This window comes from Primorskyibacter sp. S187A (assembly GCF_049800955.1).
In the GTDB taxonomy this organism is placed as follows: domain Bacteria; phylum Pseudomonadota; class Alphaproteobacteria; order Rhodobacterales; family Rhodobacteraceae; genus JAKVBH01.
In genome coordinates this window covers 1171919-1188667 of record NZ_JBNAGA010000002.1, presented here as the reverse complement: position 1 = coordinate 1188667, position 16749 = coordinate 1171919, and the positions used below count along the sequence as shown (strand labels likewise).

At 58.8% G+C, this 16749-nt stretch carries 16 protein-coding genes; 10 read left to right on the top strand and 6 right to left on the bottom strand.

Features of this window, described 5'->3' with window-relative positions:
* The first annotated feature begins 169 nt into the window (after positions 1–169).
* On the top strand, positions 170–481 hold the full coding sequence (locus ACP15S_RS16810) for a hypothetical protein (protein WP_425040782.1): 312 nt from the start codon (positions 170–172) through the stop codon (positions 479–481).
* A gap of 21 nt (positions 482–502) precedes the next feature.
* On the opposite strand, the gene ACP15S_RS16805 is transcribed toward ACP15S_RS16810, so the two are convergent.
* Positions 503–1258: a sulfite exporter TauE/SafE family protein gene (locus ACP15S_RS16805; RefSeq protein ID WP_425040781.1), complete on the bottom strand. Its 756-nt coding sequence runs from the start codon at positions 1256–1258 to the stop codon at positions 503–505.
* 158 nt (positions 1259–1416) lie between these two features.
* Between ACP15S_RS16805 and mdh the strand changes: the two genes are divergently transcribed.
* Entirely contained in the window at positions 1417–2379 is a 963-nt protein-coding gene (mdh, locus tag ACP15S_RS16800; RefSeq protein WP_425040780.1) for a malate dehydrogenase, read from the top strand.
* Between the two features lie 51 nt (positions 2380–2430).
* On the opposite strand, the gene ACP15S_RS16795 is transcribed toward mdh, so the two are convergent.
* On the bottom strand, positions 2431–3462 hold the full coding sequence (locus ACP15S_RS16795; protein WP_425040779.1) for a glycosyltransferase family 2 protein: 1032 nt from the start codon (positions 3460–3462) through the stop codon (positions 2431–2433).
* Positions 3463–3722: 260 nt separating this feature from the next.
* On the opposite strand from ACP15S_RS16795, the gene sucC reads away from it, so the two are divergent.
* The 8 genes from sucC (at position 3723) to ACP15S_RS16755 (ending at position 13794) form a co-directional block, all read left to right on the top strand.
* Positions 3723–4916, top strand: coding sequence for an ADP-forming succinate--CoA ligase subunit beta (gene sucC, locus ACP15S_RS16790; protein WP_425040778.1), 1194 nt, complete (start codon positions 3723–3725; stop codon positions 4914–4916).
* A 73-nt stretch (positions 4917–4989) separates the two neighbouring features.
* Positions 4990–5448, top strand: a complete 459-nt coding sequence (locus ACP15S_RS16785; protein ID WP_425040777.1) for a hypothetical protein — start codon at positions 4990–4992, stop codon at positions 5446–5448.
* Between the two features lie 95 nt (positions 5449–5543).
* Positions 5544–6425 (top strand): succinate--CoA ligase subunit alpha, encoded by an 882-nt coding sequence (gene sucD / locus ACP15S_RS16780; RefSeq protein WP_425040776.1) that lies wholly within the window; start codon positions 5544–5546, stop codon positions 6423–6425.
* A gap of 116 nt (positions 6426–6541) precedes the next feature.
* Positions 6542–9508: a 2-oxoglutarate dehydrogenase E1 component gene (locus tag ACP15S_RS16775; protein ID WP_425040775.1), complete on the top strand. Its 2967-nt coding sequence runs from the start codon at positions 6542–6544 to the stop codon at positions 9506–9508.
* Between the two features lie 3 nt (positions 9509–9511).
* On the top strand, positions 9512–11005 hold the full coding sequence (gene odhB / locus ACP15S_RS16770; protein ID WP_425040774.1) for a 2-oxoglutarate dehydrogenase complex dihydrolipoyllysine-residue succinyltransferase: 1494 nt from the start codon (positions 9512–9514) through the stop codon (positions 11003–11005).
* A gap of 195 nt (positions 11006–11200) precedes the next feature.
* On the top strand, positions 11201–11599 hold the full coding sequence (locus tag ACP15S_RS16765) for an MAPEG family protein (protein ID WP_425040773.1): 399 nt from the start codon (positions 11201–11203) through the stop codon (positions 11597–11599).
* Positions 11600–11671: 72 nt separating this feature from the next.
* Positions 11672–13060, top strand: coding sequence for a dihydrolipoyl dehydrogenase (gene lpdA / locus ACP15S_RS16760; protein ID WP_425040772.1), 1389 nt, complete (start codon positions 11672–11674; stop codon positions 13058–13060).
* 227 nt (positions 13061–13287) lie between these two features.
* Positions 13288–13794 carry a hypothetical protein gene (locus tag ACP15S_RS16755; protein ID WP_425040771.1) on the top strand — a complete coding sequence of 169 codons (507 nt, stop codon included), beginning with the start codon at positions 13288–13290 and terminating at the stop codon, positions 13792–13794.
* A 12-nt stretch (positions 13795–13806) separates the two neighbouring features.
* Here ACP15S_RS16755 and ACP15S_RS16750 read toward each other — a convergent pair whose 3' ends face one another.
* The 4 genes from ACP15S_RS16750 to ACP15S_RS16735 are packed head-to-tail and all read right to left on the bottom strand — an operon-like array spanning position 13807 to position 16694.
* On the bottom strand, positions 13807–14409 hold the full coding sequence (locus ACP15S_RS16750) for a pyridoxamine 5'-phosphate oxidase family protein (RefSeq protein WP_425040770.1): 603 nt from the start codon (positions 14407–14409) through the stop codon (positions 13807–13809).
* Positions 14384–15121, bottom strand: coding sequence for a lysophospholipid acyltransferase family protein (locus tag ACP15S_RS16745; RefSeq protein ID WP_425040769.1), 738 nt, complete (start codon positions 15119–15121; stop codon positions 14384–14386). The genes ACP15S_RS16750 and ACP15S_RS16745 overlap by 26 nt, the downstream gene beginning before the upstream one ends.
* Positions 15121–16017, bottom strand: coding sequence for a cell division protein FtsX (locus tag ACP15S_RS16740; RefSeq protein ID WP_425040768.1), 897 nt, complete (start codon positions 16015–16017; stop codon positions 15121–15123). Before ACP15S_RS16740 ends, ACP15S_RS16745 begins: the two co-directional genes overlap by 1 nt.
* Positions 16017–16694 carry a cell division ATP-binding protein FtsE gene (locus tag ACP15S_RS16735; protein WP_425040767.1) on the bottom strand — a complete coding sequence of 226 codons (678 nt, stop codon included), beginning with the start codon at positions 16692–16694 and terminating at the stop codon, positions 16017–16019. Before ACP15S_RS16735 ends, ACP15S_RS16740 begins: the two co-directional genes overlap by 1 nt.
* Between the last annotated feature and the right edge of the window lie 55 nt (positions 16695–16749).

The following is a 16749-nucleotide window of genomic DNA, read 5'->3' as shown; positions in this document are numbered from 1 at the left end:
TTTTTTAACCTTTGTGCCACAGGCTTACATCACGCCGTTCACCGGGAGACCCATGTCGCACACTACACAGACAATGGAAGGGACAGGCGCGGAAAGCAACTTACAGGGCCAGCCCGTCCGCAACACTCGCGGATGACCCGGCAGGCTCTCGAACCAGAAGGGAAATGAGATGAACTATCTTCTGACCTGCGCCGCTGGACTTGCGACCCTCGCGTTGACTACCAGCGACGCTACAGCACAAAATCAGAATTGTGGGCCTCGCGATCGGGTCCTGACAAGGCTTGCCGATGGCTATGGTGAATCGCGCCAGTCCATGGGCCTTGGCGCAAACAACCATGTGATCGAGGTTTTTGCATCCGAGGAAACCGGGAGCTGGACGATCACTGTGACCTCGCCGGCGGGCCTGACCTGTCTGGTCGCCAGTGGGCAAGCCTACGAAACCCTTGCGGAATCCCTGCCTGTTGGTGGTGACGACGCGTGATGCCATGAGGGCGCGCTGCGATCAGGTCAGCGCGTCCCAGATCAGTTTGCTGCCGGTCAGGCTTAAAAGCACATAAGTGATCGCAAAGAATACACTCTCCGAGACAAATCGATGCGCATAGACCCCCAGCCAAGTGCCGACCAGCGCGGCGGGTATCAGGTATAGATCGATCATCAATGTCTCGACCGTGAAGATGCCCAAAAAGGCATACGGCACGAATTTCGCGACATTGATCACCCAAAACACCAACACAGTTGTCGCTTGGTAGGTGGTTTTTTCGAGCCCCCGCGAGAGCAAATAAACCGCCGCGGGCGGACCGCCCGCATGACTTACAAAGCTTGTAAATCCAGCCACCGTCCCCGCCAGATAGCCAATCCACGAAGATCCCGCGCCTTTACGGATACGGATCAATCCGCGCGCCTTCGCGAGTTGCCAAGCAACAAAGGCCAGCGATACGGCTCCGATCAAGAAACGAAGCATGTCGTCATTGGCCACGCGCCACAGTGCAATCCCAAGCGCCACACCCGGCAAACCGCCCAGTATCAGCGCGCGCGCCTCGGGCTTGGCCCACTTTCCCCAATAGGGTTTTAACGAAAACACATCCACCAGCATAAGCAGTGGCAGCATGATCCCCAGGGCCTGCCCGGGCGGCAGTACAAGCGCAAGAATCGAAGCAGACGCAAACGCGGCCCCCGACCCAAATCCAGCCTTGGAGATGCCCGCGAAGATGACCGCAGGCACCGCAATCAGAAAAAAATTTGTATCAAGAGCGATCATTCGGAGCTGTCCAAGCGGCTGTCTTGACCCGGCTTTTAGGAGCAAATGCGCTGTCCGACCAGCCACACGCGCGCACACGCCGCAGCGCGGCGGACTTGCGTCAACTCGCGCGAGTGCTTAACCAGCCTCCCAAACAAACCGGACCGGAGATTAATTCCATGGCCAGACCCAAGATCGCGCTCATCGGCGCAGGTCAGATCGGTGGCACGCTCGCTCACCTCCTCGCCCTCAAAGAACTCGGAGATGTCGTTTTGTTCGACATCGCGGAAGGGACACCCGAGGGCAAAGCGCTCGACATCGCAGAATCCGGCCCGTCGGAAGGCTTTGACGCAAGCCTGTCGGGCACCCAAAGCTACGAGGATATTGCCGGCGCCGATGTGTGCATCGTAACGGCCGGTGTGCCGCGCAAGCCGGGCATGAGCCGCGATGATCTGCTGGGCATCAACCTCAAGGTCATGAAGTCCGTCGGCGAAGGCATTCGCGACAACGCTCCCGATGCTTTTGTTATCTGCATCACCAACCCGCTGGACGCGATGGTTTGGGCTTTGCAGCAATTCTCGGGCCTTCCAGCACACAAAGTGTGCGGCATGGCTGGCGTATTGGACAGCGCACGCTTCCGTCACTTCCTTGCGGAAGAATTTGAAGTATCGATGAAAGATGTCACGGCCTTCGTTTTGGGCGGCCATGGCGACACGATGGTGCCCTCCGTACGGTATTCCACTGTCGCGGGCATCCCGCTCCCAGACCTCGTCGACATGGGCTGGACAACCCAAGAGAAACTCGACGCGATCGTACAGCGCACGCGCGATGGTGGCGCGGAAATCGTTGGCCTTCTGAAAACAGGCTCTGCCTTCTACGCGCCCGCCACGTCCGCGGTCGAGATGGCGGAGGCCTATCTGAAAGACCAAAAGCGCGTTCTTCCCTGTGCTGCCTATTGCGATGGCGAGTTTGGCCTCGAAGGCATGTATGTCGGTGTGCCGACCATCATCGGCGCAGGCGGGATCGAGAAAATTGTGAACATCAAGCTCAACAAAGAAGAGCAAGAGATGTTCGACACGTCAGTGAATGCTGTGAAAGGCCTCGTCGAGGCTTGCAAGGGTATCGACGACAGCCTCGTCTGAACGCCTCTATCACCAAATGCCAAAAGCCCCGCAATCACTGCGGGGCTTTTTTCATTCCGACAGATGATTGCGCAGGATCGCAAGCCTTTCGGGGTATTGCGCCAAGAGCGTTTCATCAAACGGGCGGGGAGCCAGATCCGGCAATTCTCCCAAGACATCTGCAATCACAGGGCTCGGATCAAACGCTATGTCATGCAACAATCCAAAGGCACGCAAGCGATCTTGCAGCGCAACATCTGGCGCTTGCACCTCGCGGTGAAACTCCAGGATGCCTGAGGCATCGTCTTTGACATCCAGCAAGACCTCGATTTGCGCGCGCCTGTGCGGCGCGACGTTCAGCACTGCCGGGTCATAATCGGCATAGCGCAAGAGCTTGGACAACCAGTGCAGGCGTGTGAGCCCATCGAAATGCAGCAGCTGTGTCGAAGTTGATGCATAGCGCGCGGCCCGGATCCGCTCAGGGCCTCTGTAAGCCCAATGAATGCCAATCTCGAAATCGCTGTTGCGAGGGACGCCGCATTTGCCGGCGGAATGGCCCAACATGCCATGAACGAGCAGCGGATAGTGATCGCCAAAAATAACCTTGTCGGCGTTGATGCCATCATTACGGCGGTTCAAACCCTTCGTGGAGCTTCGGAAGTTGCCATCAAAAAAGCTGGTTTGGGGCCTGTCCCGCAACAACATGCGCTCAAACACCGGAAACACAATTTCACAATCCAGCTCCGCCACATGCGCAAGCTCAATCTCCAGAGGGCGGCTCTGAAACAGGAACTCGTCAGCATCCAGATGTATGAGCCAATCGCACGTGCAGCGCGACAGCGCGTGGTTTGCATTAAGCGCTTGCCGCCGCCGGATCGTTGGAGGTTTGCGCCGGATGGGCGCTGTCTTCCGCCAATGCGCATCGTCACAGACAACAACATGCACCCGCTCAAGCGCGGCGACTTCAGGAATGACGGGATCATCCGGTGCATCAAAATAGACATGGATCTCTGACGCGCCGGTTCCCAGATGCCAAGCAAGGTTGGTCAAGAGAAGCGCCCGCGGCTCCATGACGGTCATCACGAGACCATAAGACTGACGCATCCGACCGCTCCTTTCCTTGGGCACACAATGCGCACAAGGGCGGAGCCGATCAACAACCTCTCCCAATTGCATCAGAACGAATCACTCCAACGCGGGATTTCGGCGCGGAAACAAATTTTGTGATCACACGATTTCTCACTGTGATCACAAATGTTGAAAAATACTGCGAAATACCCCCACTGCGTCAATCTGGCGTTTAGAAACATGATGTTCATGTGTCACGGACGTTGCCAATCGCAATCCATAAATGGGACAGGTCGATGAATATCCATGAATATCAGGCCAAGGCACTCCTGCGCTCCTATGGCGCGCCGGTGAGTGATGGTCGTGTCGTTCTCAAAGCTGAGGACGCCAAAACCGCAGCAGGCGCACTGGACGGACCGCTCTGGGTCGTCAAAGCGCAGATCCATGCAGGCGGGCGTGGCAAAGGCTCTTTCAAAGAGGCGGATGCCGGCGACAAAGGCGGCGTACGCCTCGCCAAATCTGTCGAAGAAGCCGCAGAAGAAGCCAAGAAGATGCTGGGCCGCACATTGGTCACGCACCAGACCGGCCCTGCGGGGAAACAGGTCAACCGCATCTATATCGAAGATGGATCGGGCATTGAGACAGAGATGTACCTCGCTCTGCTCGTGGATCGTCAGACCTCGCGCATCTCCTTTGTCTGCTCCACTGAAGGCGGCATGGATATCGAAGAGGTGGCCGCAGCAACGCCTGAGAAAATCCTGTCCTTCTCCGTGGATCCGGCAACAGGATATCAAGCCTTCCATGGCCGCCGTGTCGCCTTCTCGCTGGGCCTGAAAGGCAAGCAAGTCAAGGAATGCGTGGCGCTGATGGGCATTCTCTATAAAGCCTTCGTCGAGAAGGACATGGAGATGCTCGAAATCAACCCCCTGATCGTGACCGACACCGGCTCGCTCAAGGTGCTCGATGCGAAAGTCGGCTTTGACGGCAACGCTGTCTATCGCCACTCGGACATCTCCGAGCTGCGCGACACGACCGAGGAAGATCCCAAGGAACTGGAAGCCTCCAAATACGACCTCAACTACATCGCGCTTGACGGCGAGATTGGCTGCATGGTCAACGGCGCGGGTCTGGCGATGGCCACAATGGACATCATCAAACTCTACGGCGCGGAGCCTGCCAACTTCCTTGATGTGGGCGGCGGCGCGACGAAGGAGAAGGTGACTGAAGCTTTCAAGATCATCACCTCTGATCCGCAAGTCAAAGGCATCCTCGTCAACATCTTCGGCGGCATCATGCGATGTGATGTGATTGCCGAGGGCGTTGTGGCGGCCGTCAAGGAGGTTGGTCTGCAAGTACCACTCGTTGTGCGTCTCGAAGGGACAAACGTGGAGCAAGGCAAGGAGATCATCAACACCTCTGGCCTCGACGTGATCGCTGCGGACGACCTCAAGGACGGCGCGCAGAAGATCGTGAAAGCTGTCAAAGGGTAGATCGATGCGGATGCTTTCCCGTCTGGTTGGCGCATTTGCCTGTTTTGTTGCGGCGCAAACCGCCGCAGCGGACTTGCAAAAGGGCGTAAATGCTTTTGCATCCGTCTGTTTCAGCGAGATCGACCGGCTTGATCATAACAACTGGGCAACAACCCGGGATCGCGCCTCGCAACGCCTGACCGATGCCGGCGCGCGGGTTGTAAACCTGTTTAATGACAAGTGGTCCAGCCGAAATGAGGTTGTCGGAGCCGTGGGCGTAGTCGCCTATGCGCAACTCAACAGCCGCAGGCCGTTTACGTCTATGTGCGTCGTCGGCGCAAACGGGCGCTCCACCAAAAAGGCTCACAAAGCGGCCTACGAACAAATCATCGCCAACGCTGGTTTTGTTCGGACGGGGCGCAGCAACGTGAATTTTGGCTACAGGCAAACCATCACCGACGGACGTTTCACGCGCAGCGGGAAAAGCTACGAGATTTACTTCATGTCAGCCTCCAACAAGGAAACCGTCATGGTGATTGGGAAGCTGCCGTGATTGATCGCACGAATTTCACACATATGGACTTGGCGACGAACAGCGTTTCACAACGCGAGCGCCATGGCGAATAAAGCAAAATAGGAGCCACGAACATGGCAGTCCTCATCGACGAAAACACCAAAGTGATCTGTCAGGGCCTAACCGGCTCGCAGGGCACATTTCACACTGAACAGGCCATCGCCTATGGCACCAAGATGGTCGGCGGCGTGACACCCGGCAAAGGTGGGCAGACGCATCTCGACCTGCCAGTCTTTGACAGTGTGCATGAGGCCAAGCATGTGACTGAGGCCAATGCCTCCGTGATCTACGTGCCCCCGCCCTTCGCCGCAGACTCCATCCTCGAGGCGATTGATGCCGAGATGGAAGTGATCGTCTGCATTACCGAAGGCATCCCGGTGCTCGATATGATGCGTGTGCAACGCGCGCTGGAGAATTCCTCCTCGCGGCTCATCGGCCCCAACTGCCCCGGTGTCATCACGCCGGATGCCTGCAAGATCGGCATCATGCCCGGCCATATCCACCGCCGCGGATCGGTGGGTGTCGTCTCGCGCTCAGGCACGCTGACCTACGAGGCCGTCAAGCAAACCACCGATGTTGGCCTCGGCCAATCCACCTGTGTGGGCATCGGCGGCGACCCTATTAAAGGGACCGAGCATATCGATGTGCTGGAATGGTTCCTCGCCGATGATGAGACCGAAAGCATCATCATGATCGGCGAGATCGGAGGCTCTGCCGAAGAAGACGCAGCGCAGTTCCTCGCCGATGAGAAGAAAAAGGGCCGCTGGAAGCCAACGGCTGGGTTCATCGCGGGCCGCACCGCGCCTCCCGGCCGCCGCATGGGCCATGCCGGTGCGATTGTTGCAGGCGGCAAAGGTGGCGCCGAAGACAAGATCGAGGCGATGAAAGCCGCCGGGATCGTTGTCGCCGAGAGCCCCGCCAGCCTTGGCGAGGCCGTGCTGGAAGCCATTGGTTAAATCAACATGGCGCGTGGGCCTGCATTGGGCCCGCGCGCTGCCAAAGCTGCACGACGACAGATCTCGTGATCCGTTTTCCTGCCGCTTTCATCTTGGGTCGAGAGGGAACACAAAAAATGACCGACCAAAGTCCAAACGATCTCTTCCATGCCTCCTCTTTCATGCAGGGGCACAACGCGGAGTATCTCGAACAGATGTACGCGCGCTACGCCCAGGACCCCAATGCGGTCGATCAAGCCTGGCAGGAATTCTTCCGGCAGCTGGGCGATGATGAGATCAGCGTCAAACGCGAAGCGGCTGGTCCATCCTGGGCGCGCGGCGATTGGCCCCCGGCCCCGCAAGATGATCTAACAGCTGCGCTGACCGGAGAATGGCCCATCGCTCCGCCGGCCGAGGCCAACGCCGCCGGCAAGAAAATCGTTGCGAAAGCCCGCGAAAAAGGCGTCGAACTGACCGATGATCAGGTGCAACGCGCGGTGCTCGACAGTATCCGCGCCCTCATGCTCATTCGTGCCTACCGGATCCGGGGGCACCTTGCGGCGGACCTCGACCCCCTTGGCATGCGCAGCCAGGAGCCCCATCCCGAACTCGATCCCAAGACATACGGCTTTACTGATGCCGACATGGATCGCCCGATCTTTATCGACAACGTGCTGGGCCTTCAGATCGCTTCGATGCGCCAGATCGTTGACATCGTCAAACGCACCTATTGCGGCACCTTCGCATTGCAATACATGCACATCTCCGATCCCGAACAATCTGCGTGGCTCAAAGAACGCATCGAAGGGTTTGGCAAGGAAATCAACTTCACACGGGAAGGCCGCAAGGCGATCCTCAACAAGATGGTCGAAGCCGAAGGTTTCGAGAAGTTCCTCCATGTCAAATACATGGGCACCAAGCGCTTTGGTCTGGATGGCGGCGAGAGCCTGATCCCTGCGATGGAACAGATCATCAAGCGCGGCGGCAATCTCGGCGTGAAGGAAATCGTCATCGGCATGCCACACCGGGGGCGCCTGTCGGTGCTGGCCAATGTGATGGCCAAACCCTATCGCGCGATTTTCAACGAGTTTCAGGGCGGCAGTTTCAAACCCGAAGATGTGGATGGCTCAGGCGATGTGAAATATCACCTTGGCGCCTCGTCTGACCGCGAGTTTGACGGCAATTCGGTCCACCTCAGCCTGACCGCCAACCCGTCGCATCTCGAGGCCGTGAACCCGGTGGTGCTGGGCAAGGTCCGCGCCAAGCAGGACCAGTTGGGCGATGACGCGCGCACAGCCGTCATGCCTGTTCTGTTGCATGGTGATGCGGCCTTTGCGGGTCAGGGCGTCGTGGCGGAATGCTTCGCGCTATCCGGCCTCAAGGGCCACAAGACCGGCGGCACCATGCATATCGTGGTGAACAACCAGATCGGCTTTACCACCGCCCCGCACTTCTCGCGCTCGTCGCCCTACCCGACAGACAACGCGCTCGTCGTGGAAGCGCCGATTTTCCACGTGAACGGCGATGACCCCGAGGCCGTGGTGCACGCGGCCAAGGTGGCAACAGAGTTCCGCCAGAAGTTCCAGAAAGATGTCGTGATCGACATCTTCTGCTATCGCCGGTTTGGACACAACGAGGGCGATGAGCCCATGTTCACCAACCCCGTCATGTACAAACGCATCAAGGGCCACAAAACGACGCTGAGCCTATACACCGAACGCCTTGTGAAAGACGGCCTCATCCCCGAGGGCGAAATTGAAGATATGAAGGCCGCCTTTCAGGCGCATCTCAATGAAGAGTTTGAGGCAGGCAAGGAATTCAAGCCCAACAAAGCTGATTGGCTTGACGGCAAGTGGTCCCATCTGGACCGGGACAAAGAAGACTACCAGCGCGGACAGACGGCGATCAAATCCGAGACTTTGGCCGAAGTCGGCGCAGCGCTGAGCAAGGCGCCGGATGGCTATCCTTTGCACAAAACCGTCGGGCGCCTCCTCGACGCGCGCAAGAAGATGTTTGATACCGGCGAAGGCTTTGACTGGGCGACCGGAGAAGCGCTCGCGTTTGGCTCCTTGCTCACCGAAGGCTATCCCGTGCGACTCGCGGGGCAAGATTGCACACGCGGGACCTTCTCCCAGCGCCATTCCGGTCTCGTCAACCAAGAGACGGAAGAACGCTACTACCCGCTCAACAATATTCGTCCCGGCCAGAAGCAGTACGAGGTCATCGACTCAGCGCTGTCGGAATACGCCGTCCTTGGGTTCGAATATGGCTACTCGCTGGCCGAGCCCAATGCGCTCACGCTCTGGGAGGCGCAATTTGGCGATTTCGCGAACGGTGCCCAAATCATGTTCGACCAGTTCATCTCATCAGGTGAGAGCAAATGGCTGCGCATGTCTGGCCTGACAGTCCTTCTGCCCCATGGCTTTGAAGGCCAGGGCCCCGAGCATAGCTCAGCGCGTCTGGAGCGCTTCTTGCAGATGTGCGGGCAGGACAACTGGATTGTCGCCAATTGTTCCACTCCGGCCAATTATTTCCACATCCTGCGCCGCCAGATCCACCGGACCTTCCGCAAGCCCCTCATCCTGATGACGCCGAAATCCTTGTTGCGTCACAAGCTTTGCGTGTCCGATGCCGCGGATTTCGTGGAAGGGTCGTCCTTCCACCGCGTGCTTTGGGATGATGCACAAAAGGGCCATTCTGAGACCAAACTCGTTGCGGATGACAAGATCAAACGCGTCGTCATGTGCTCCGGCAAGGTGTATTTCGACCTGTTGGAAGAGCGGGATGCCCGCGGCATCGACGATGTCTACCTCCTCCGTTTTGAACAATTCTATCCGTTCCCGGCCATCTCCGCGGTCAAGGAACTGGAGCGGTTCAAGAATGCAGAAATGGTCTGGTGTCAGGAAGAACCCAAGAACCAAGGCGCCTGGACCTTTATGGAGCCCAATCTCGAATGGGTTCTGGGCCGCATCAAAGCGAAACACACCCGGCCCGTCTATGCCGGTCGGTCCGCGTCCGCATCGCCCGCCACAGGTCTCGCCTCCATGCACAAGGCACAACAAGCCGCGCTCGTTGATGAAGCGCTCACGATCCAAGGAAAATAAGTCATGACCACCGAAGTACGCGTGCCCACACTGGGTGAATCCGTCACAGAGGCCACCGTGGCCACATGGTTCAAAAAGCCGGGCGATCCCGTGGCCGTTGACGAAATGCTGTGCGAACTGGAAACCGACAAGGTAACGGTCGAAGTGCCCTCGCCAGCTGCCGGAACACTGGCTGAAATCGTTGCGGCTGAAGGAGAGACCGTGGGCGTGGATGCCCTCCTGGCCAGCATCTCGGAGGGCGCAAGCACTGCGGCGCCGTCGTCGCCAGTCGAGGCTCCGGCCAGCGCCCCTGCGCCCTCATCGGGCGGCGCCTCGGTGGACGTGATGGTGCCTACGTTAGGGGAATCCGTCTCTGAAGCAACGGTATCGACCTGGTTCAAAAAGGTTGGCGACAGCGTCGCGCAGGATGAAATGCTGTGTGAATTGGAAACCGACAAGGTTTCCGTCGAAGTCCCGGCCCCTGCCGCCGGTGTTCTGACCGAAATTCTGGCGCCCGAAGGCTCCACCGTTGAAGCCACTGCAAGACTTGCCGTGATTGGTGACGCTGCAAGCGCATCCGCAGCCCCTGCGCCCGCCGCGAGCCCGGCTCCGGCGGCCAAAACGCAAGACATCAAGGATGGCCCGGCCGCTGAAAAAGCCATGGCCGAAGCGGGCCTGAGCCGTGATCAGGTCACCGGCACAGGTCGCGACGGTCGCGCCACGAAGGCTGACGTGGCCGCAGCTGTCACAGCGGCAAGCGCAGCCCCCAGCCCTGCGCCCGCTGCCGCACCGCGCGCGCCCGTTGCGGCTGAGGATGCCTCCCGCGAGGAGCGCGTGAAGATGACGCGCTTGCGCCAAACCATCGCCAAGCGCCTCAAGGACAGTCAGAACACTGCCGCCATGCTCACCACCTACAACGAGGTGGACATGACCGAGACGATGGCGCTGCGCAAGGAATACAAAGACCTCTTCGAGAAAAAACACGGCACGCGCCTTGGCTTCATGTCCTTCTTCACCAAGGCCTGCTGCCACGCGCTGAAGGAAGTGCCCGAGGTCAATGCCGAGATTGACGGGACAGACATCGTCTACAAGAATTTCGTCCATATGGGCATCGCGGCAGGCACGCCGACAGGCCTCGTTGTGCCAGTGATCCGCGACGCCGACAGCATGAGCTTTGCGGAGATCGAAAAGGCGATTGCCGAGAAAGGCAAACGCGCCCGCGATGGCAAGCTTTCCATGGCGGAGATGCAGGGCGGCACCTTCACTATCTCCAATGGCGGGGTCTATGGCTCGCTGATGTCGTCGCCCATCCTGAACCCGCCGCAATCGGGCATCCTGGGCATGCACAAGATCCAGGATCGGCCCATGGTCATCAATGGCGAAATCAAGATCCGTCCCATGATGTATCTCGCCCTGTCCTATGACCACCGGATCGTCGATGGCAAAGGCGCTGTGACGTTCCTTGTGCGCGTGAAGGAAGCGCTGGAAGATCCCCGTCGCTTGCTTATGGATTTGTGATCCCTCTTCGCATGTCCCGGAGAACCCCGTGATACAACAAGACAGGATATTCCTGAGCGCAGCATTCATTGGCACAAAGCCGATGGGGGCTGCAATCGACTGTATGCATGATCCTTTGGGAAAGGGTTCTCCACTATCTCCAGCCGGTGCGAAACGCGCAGGGCAGAAGAAAATTCTGACGACAGGCGGTGCGACATGACCCCAGAACTGACAGCCCTTACGCTCGCAGCCCTCCTACAAGTCATCCAGTTTGTCCTGGTCTCCATCCCGGCCAATCTGGAACTCGGCACCAAGATCACACTCGCCCCACGGGACACGGGCCCCCTCATGGAGCAAGTCTCCCCGCGCACCGCCCGGTTGGCCCGCGCGATGAACAATCACTTTGAGGGGCTGATCCTTTTTGCAATCGCCTGTCTCGTCATCACGTTCTCTGATCAGGGGGACAAATACACGGCCGCCTGCGCCGCGATCTACGTTCTGGCGCGCGTTCTCTATATTCCGGCCTACGCATTTGGCTGGGCGCCCTGGCGCTCGCTCATCTGGATGGTGGGCTTTGGGGCGACGACCGCCATGCTTGTCATGGCACTCGTCTAACTCTGGTTTCAAATATCCCGGTCGCGTGACGTCTCGCCCTTACGCTCCGGCACACAAAAAGGACCCACCGAAATGGCACAATACGACGTCATCGTTATCGGCTCAGGCCCCGGCGGCTATGTGGCCGCCATCCGCTGCGCACAGCTTGGCCTCAAGACAGCATGCGTAGAGGGGCGCGACACCCTCGGAGGCACCTGCCTGAATGTGGGCTGCATTCCCTCCAAGGCGCTTTTGCATGCCTCCCATCAATTGCACGAAGCGGAGCACAACTTTGCCAAGATGGGCCTCAAGGGCAAAAGCCCTTCTGTCGATTGGAAACAAATGCTGGCCTACAAGGACGAGGTCATTGCCCAGAATACAAAAGGCATCGAGTTTCTCTTCAAAAAGAACAAGATTGATTGGCTGAAAGGCTGGGGCTCTATCCCTGAAGCGGGCAAGGTCAAAGTTGGCGATGAGATCCATGACGCCAAGAACATCATCATCGCATCCGGCTCAGAGGCCTCCGCCCTGCCGGGCATCGAGATCGATGAGAAAGTCGTGGTCACCTCCACTGGCGCATTGGAGCTGGGCAAAATCCCCAAGAAAATGATTGTGATCGGTGCGGGCGTCATCGGGCTCGAGCTTGGATCTGTCTATGCGCGCCTCGGCACATCCGTTGAAGTCATCGAATTTCTTGATGCGATCACGCCGGGTATGGATGCAGAGGTCCAGAAAACGTTCCAGAAGCTGCTCCAGAAGCAGGGCATCGGCTTCACTCTTGGCGCCGCTGTTCAAAAAGTGGACGCCTCCAAAACCAAGGCAAAAGTCACCTACAAACTGCGAAAGGATGACAGTGAGCATGTGGCCGATGCAGATGTCGTGTTGGTCGCCACGGGCCGCAAGCCTTTCACTGATGGGCTTGGCCTGAGCGAGCTTGGCATTGAGATGAGCGATCGTGGTCAAATCAAGACCGATGGGCACTGGCGCACGAACATTCCCGGCATCTACGCCATTGGCGATTGCATCGATGGTCCGATGCTTGCGCACAAGGCCGAAGATGAGGGCATGGCGGCCGCAGAAGTGATCGCGGGCAAGCATGGTCACGTGAATTACGGGGTGATCCCCGGCGTGATCTACACGCATCCAGAAGTCGCCAATGTTGGACAGACCGAACAGAGCCTGAAAGACGCAGGCGTTGATTATAAGGTCGGCAAGTTTTCCTTCATGGGCAATGGTCGCGCCAAGGCCAATTTCGCCGCCGACGGCTTTGTCAAGATTTTGGCGGATAAAGCCAGCGATCGCATCCTCGGCGCGCATATCATTGGCCCCATGGCGGGCGATTTGATCCATGAGATTTGCGTGGCCATGGAGTTCGGCGCGTCCGCGGAAGATCTCGCATTGACCTGCCATGCGCACCCGACCTACTCGGAAGCTGTGCGCGAGGCCGCGCTGGCCTGCGGCGATGGGCCAATCCACATGTAACTGAATTCGGGCCGCGCCTTCCCTCCAAGGCACGCCCGAAGCCGCGATGAGACGCCGACCGCTGCGATACACATCGCGGTGGCCCATTCGTGCAAAGCACGCCGATGCGCCTGCGACACATCGGCAAGAGCTTGCCCAAAACGCGGTTGCCACAAAATAACGCGCCTGCTAGATGGCTCAAGGGGATTAGTGACAGACGATATGCTACCAAGACTAGGGAGCTACCGTTGAATTCATCCGTGCCGTCGGCCCCGACCCAAGCCGCTTCAGCCAAAGATCCTGTGTTCGCGTCCGCGTTCGACGTTTGCCAGCACCTTCTGGAAGTCACCCGCACGGCCTATATGAACCGGGATGCCGACGCTTTTGCGGCGCGTTTCATCACGCCTCAACGCATCGGGACATTTGACGGCGATCAGGTGATCACCACGCGGCAAGATGTTCTGGCGATATTTGACGAAATTTGCGGCTATCTGGACCGGGAACGCGTGATCGATATGAACCGGCGGACCATCGAAGCCGAGTTTGTCGCACCGGACGTTGTGCAAGCGACATTCGTTTCTCAATATGTTCTGCCCGGCTACGTCTTGAGCAACGAAGTCCTGACCCACAGCACACAAAAACTGCAAGACGGCATCTGGCGTGTGGCCGACAGCTACTATGCGACAAACATTCCCGCCCTGACGCGCGCTCTGACCTCTGCCGCAGAGCGCAAACGCAACAAGAGCCTGGCCTGAAACCACGCAGGCTCACCACATCCGCGGCTGTGCCTTTTCCTCGTAAGTGACGTCATAATCGCCGCCGCCATACTCACCCTCAGTGACCTCAGCCAGAATCTGCCCCACCGTCGGGACAGTGTCGCGATCATCCCGATCCCACAGACCAGACCTCATCAGCGCTTTGGCGCATTGCGAGTAAATCTCTTCAATCTCGATCACAATTACCGACGCGGGGTGCTTGCCACGCTGCTCAAATCTGTGTCGTGTCGCCTCGTCATCGGTAATCCATGCGCGCCCGTTCACGCGCACGGTTGTTTTGGATCCGGACACTAAAAACAGCAGTGCGATCCGGGGATCGCGGACGATATTACGCAGGGTATCAAGACGATTGTTTCCGCGCCAATCCGGCATCAGCAGCGTTTTGCCATCGCGCACCTGCACAACGGGGCCGTCATCCCCCCTCGGGCTTCCGTCTGTGCCTTCCGGCCCGACCGTTGACAGGATGCAAAACCGGGCCCCCTCGATCCAGGCGCGATAGAGCGGCGTCAATTCCGTCACCACCTTGCGCAAAGCGGCCGGAACCGGCGCGCCGTAAAGCGCATGGAGCTCATCCAGATTGGTGATTTTGCGCATCAAAGCCCGCCTCCGCCATGAGTGCATTGGATGCCGCCTCGACCCGGGTCTCAAGCTCCGACATGAACGACGCCTTGTCTTTGCCGGGGGCAATGGGATCGAGGAATTCCACGACAGCGACACCTGGCTTGCGCCAAATGCCCTTGCGCGGCCAAAACAGCCCCACATTCGTGGCGACAGGAACGCAAGGCTGCTGTAACTGCGCATAGAGCGCATGACTGCCCACCTTGTAGGGCATCCGCACACCGGGCGCGACGCGCGTCCCTTGAGAGTAGATGATCAGCTGCCCGGGATGGACCTTTCCCGTACTGACATCCTTCAACATCTTCTCGATCGCAGCCCCGCGCTTGCCCCGATCAACGGCAACGCAATCAAGTCGCATCGCGTAAAGGCCAATAATGGGCGTCCAGAGAATTTCCTTCTTCATGATGAACTTCGCCTCCGGGAGGGCCGTAAAGATCATCATGATATCAAGGAAAGACTGGTGCTTTGCGGCAATGAGAACCTGACCCTCAGGCGGCGTGCCGCGCACTTCATGCTTGATGCCGACCATCCATGACATGGTCCAGAACACCCAACGCGAATATGTCTTGCAAGCCAGACGCGCGGCACGGCGGGAAAACGCGGCAAACGGCAAAAATCCCAAGCCGATGACAATCATCATCGCGTAGATCTGCGCGACGAAGATCAAAGAGCGTATCCATTGCACCATCAGCGAAGATCTCCCAAAACACGGCGGCTGGCCCATTGCGTCGCGCCATAAGCCACAGCTCCCGCCAGAAACGGGACGACAAGTGGCCAAATCCAATCAAGCCCTTGAAACCCGAGACCCGTCAAAACGCCCGCTTGCGCGCTGCGCCCGGGCAAGAGCATCACGGCAATCAGACCAAGCCCCGTTCCAATCGCGGCGCCCGTGAGGGAGCGGATTGTGAAGCGGCGCACAAAGGCCTGGGCGATATAGGCATCCGTCGCGCCCACCAGCCGGAGCACGGAAATAACCTGCGCATTGGCTGCAAGAGCCGCATTGGCAGCAAGCGTAATCATGGCGCCCATGGCCCCGAATATCAGCAAGATCGCCAAAAGCCCCAGCGTTTGCAGTCGTGTGGCCGCCCGAACCAGCGGCGCGCGCCAGCGGCTGTGATCATCAAGAACCGCGCCCGGCAACTCCGCCTGCAGCCTCAGTCGCAAACCATCAGCGTCGTAATCCGTGCCCGTGATTTCGATCAGTTGCGGCACAGGCAAGCGCGCCAGCGGTAATTCTGCGCCAAACCACGGGGCGAGCAACGCCTGTTGCTCTGCTTCAGTCAACGCGCGGGCCGTCTCGATCCCCGGCGTTTGCTGCAAGATCGCCAGAGCGCGGTCCGTTTGTGCAATGCGTTCAGCGGCAGGCGCTTGTAGCCGCAAGGTCGATGTCCCTGCCAAAGCATCGCGCCAGCTGTCTGATAATCGGCCTGACGCGAGCGATAGGGCCAGCGCAAACACTGCCAGAAACGCCATGGCTGCCGCTGTGAAAAGCGTCAAACGCGCCGTGAATCCTGTAGGCGGGACAACGCGGTCCGCCTGCGCGTCGCCGACGAAAAAGTCCAGAACCCTACGCGCGGCCCGCATCACAGATCTGCCCCCGCCAGTTGCAGCTGCCGATTGGAAATCCGCAGAACGCGGGCCTGAACATGCGCTTTAGCTGCCCGAATGAGTGAGAGATCATGGGTCGCGATCAGGATCGTCTTGCCCATTCGGTTCAACTCCACCAGCAGTCTGAGCAGACGTTGTGACATATCCCAATCGACATTGCCGGTCGGCTCATCTGCCAAAACCACATCCGGCGAGAGGATCAAAGCGCGTGCAAGGGCGGCGCGTTGACGTTCCCCTCCTGAAAGCTCAGGCGGCAATGCACCTGCGCGCTCCGCGAGCCCAACCCAGCCCATCAGCTCGGCGAGGTCGCTTTCACCATTCCGTTGATCCTGCCCCGTCACCGCCAGCGGCAGGGCGATATTCTCCGAAACGGGCAAGTGATCGAGGAACTGGCAATCCTGATGCACAACGCCGACACGCCGCCGCAGATGTGCGATGCCATCGCGATCTAAAGTGCGCACATCGGCATCGAACAAACGGATCTGACCCGATGTGGGCACCAGCGCACCGTAACACAGCTTGAGAAACGTGGTTTTTCCAGCGCCTGAAGGTCCGGTCAGAAAGTGAAACGAGCCCGGCGCGAGAGACAACGACATCCCCGTCAGCAATTCGCCACCGCCATAGGAATAGGCCACATTGTCCAGCTCGATCACGCGGGGCCTCTCTTCTTTGCCTTGCCCAACTGGGACCACATAGCCGCAAGGGCCA

Excerpts from the sequence above, each read along its gene's own strand:
- ACP15S_RS16810 (WP_425040782.1), top strand. The coding sequence starts at position 170 with ATGAACTATCTTCTGACCTGCGCCGCTGGACTTGCGACCCTCGCGTTG.
- ACP15S_RS16805 (WP_425040781.1), bottom strand. The coding sequence starts at position 1,258 with ATGATCGCTCTTGATACAAATTTTTTTCTGATTGCGGTGCCTGCGGTC.
- mdh (WP_425040780.1), top strand. The coding sequence starts at position 1,417 with ATGGCCAGACCCAAGATCGCGCTCATCGGCGCAGGTCAGATCGGTGGC.
- ACP15S_RS16795 (WP_425040779.1), bottom strand. The coding sequence starts at position 3,462 with ATGCGTCAGTCTTATGGTCTCGTGATGACCGTCATGGAGCCGCGGGCG.
- sucC (WP_425040778.1), top strand. The coding sequence starts at position 3,723 with ATGAATATCCATGAATATCAGGCCAAGGCACTCCTGCGCTCCTATGGC.
- sucD (WP_425040776.1), top strand. The coding sequence starts at position 5,544 with ATGGCAGTCCTCATCGACGAAAACACCAAAGTGATCTGTCAGGGCCTA.
- ACP15S_RS16775 (WP_425040775.1), top strand. The coding sequence starts at position 6,542 with ATGACCGACCAAAGTCCAAACGATCTCTTCCATGCCTCCTCTTTCATG.
- odhB (WP_425040774.1), top strand. The coding sequence starts at position 9,512 with ATGACCACCGAAGTACGCGTGCCCACACTGGGTGAATCCGTCACAGAG.
- ACP15S_RS16765 (WP_425040773.1), top strand. The coding sequence starts at position 11,201 with ATGACCCCAGAACTGACAGCCCTTACGCTCGCAGCCCTCCTACAAGTC.
- lpdA (WP_425040772.1), top strand. The coding sequence starts at position 11,672 with ATGGCACAATACGACGTCATCGTTATCGGCTCAGGCCCCGGCGGCTAT.
- ACP15S_RS16750 (WP_425040770.1), bottom strand. The coding sequence starts at position 14,409 with ATGCGCAAAATCACCAATCTGGATGAGCTCCATGCGCTTTACGGCGCG.
- ACP15S_RS16745 (WP_425040769.1), bottom strand. The coding sequence starts at position 15,121 with ATGGTGCAATGGATACGCTCTTTGATCTTCGTCGCGCAGATCTACGCG.
- ACP15S_RS16740 (WP_425040768.1), bottom strand. The coding sequence starts at position 16,017 with ATGCGGGCCGCGCGTAGGGTTCTGGACTTTTTCGTCGGCGACGCGCAG.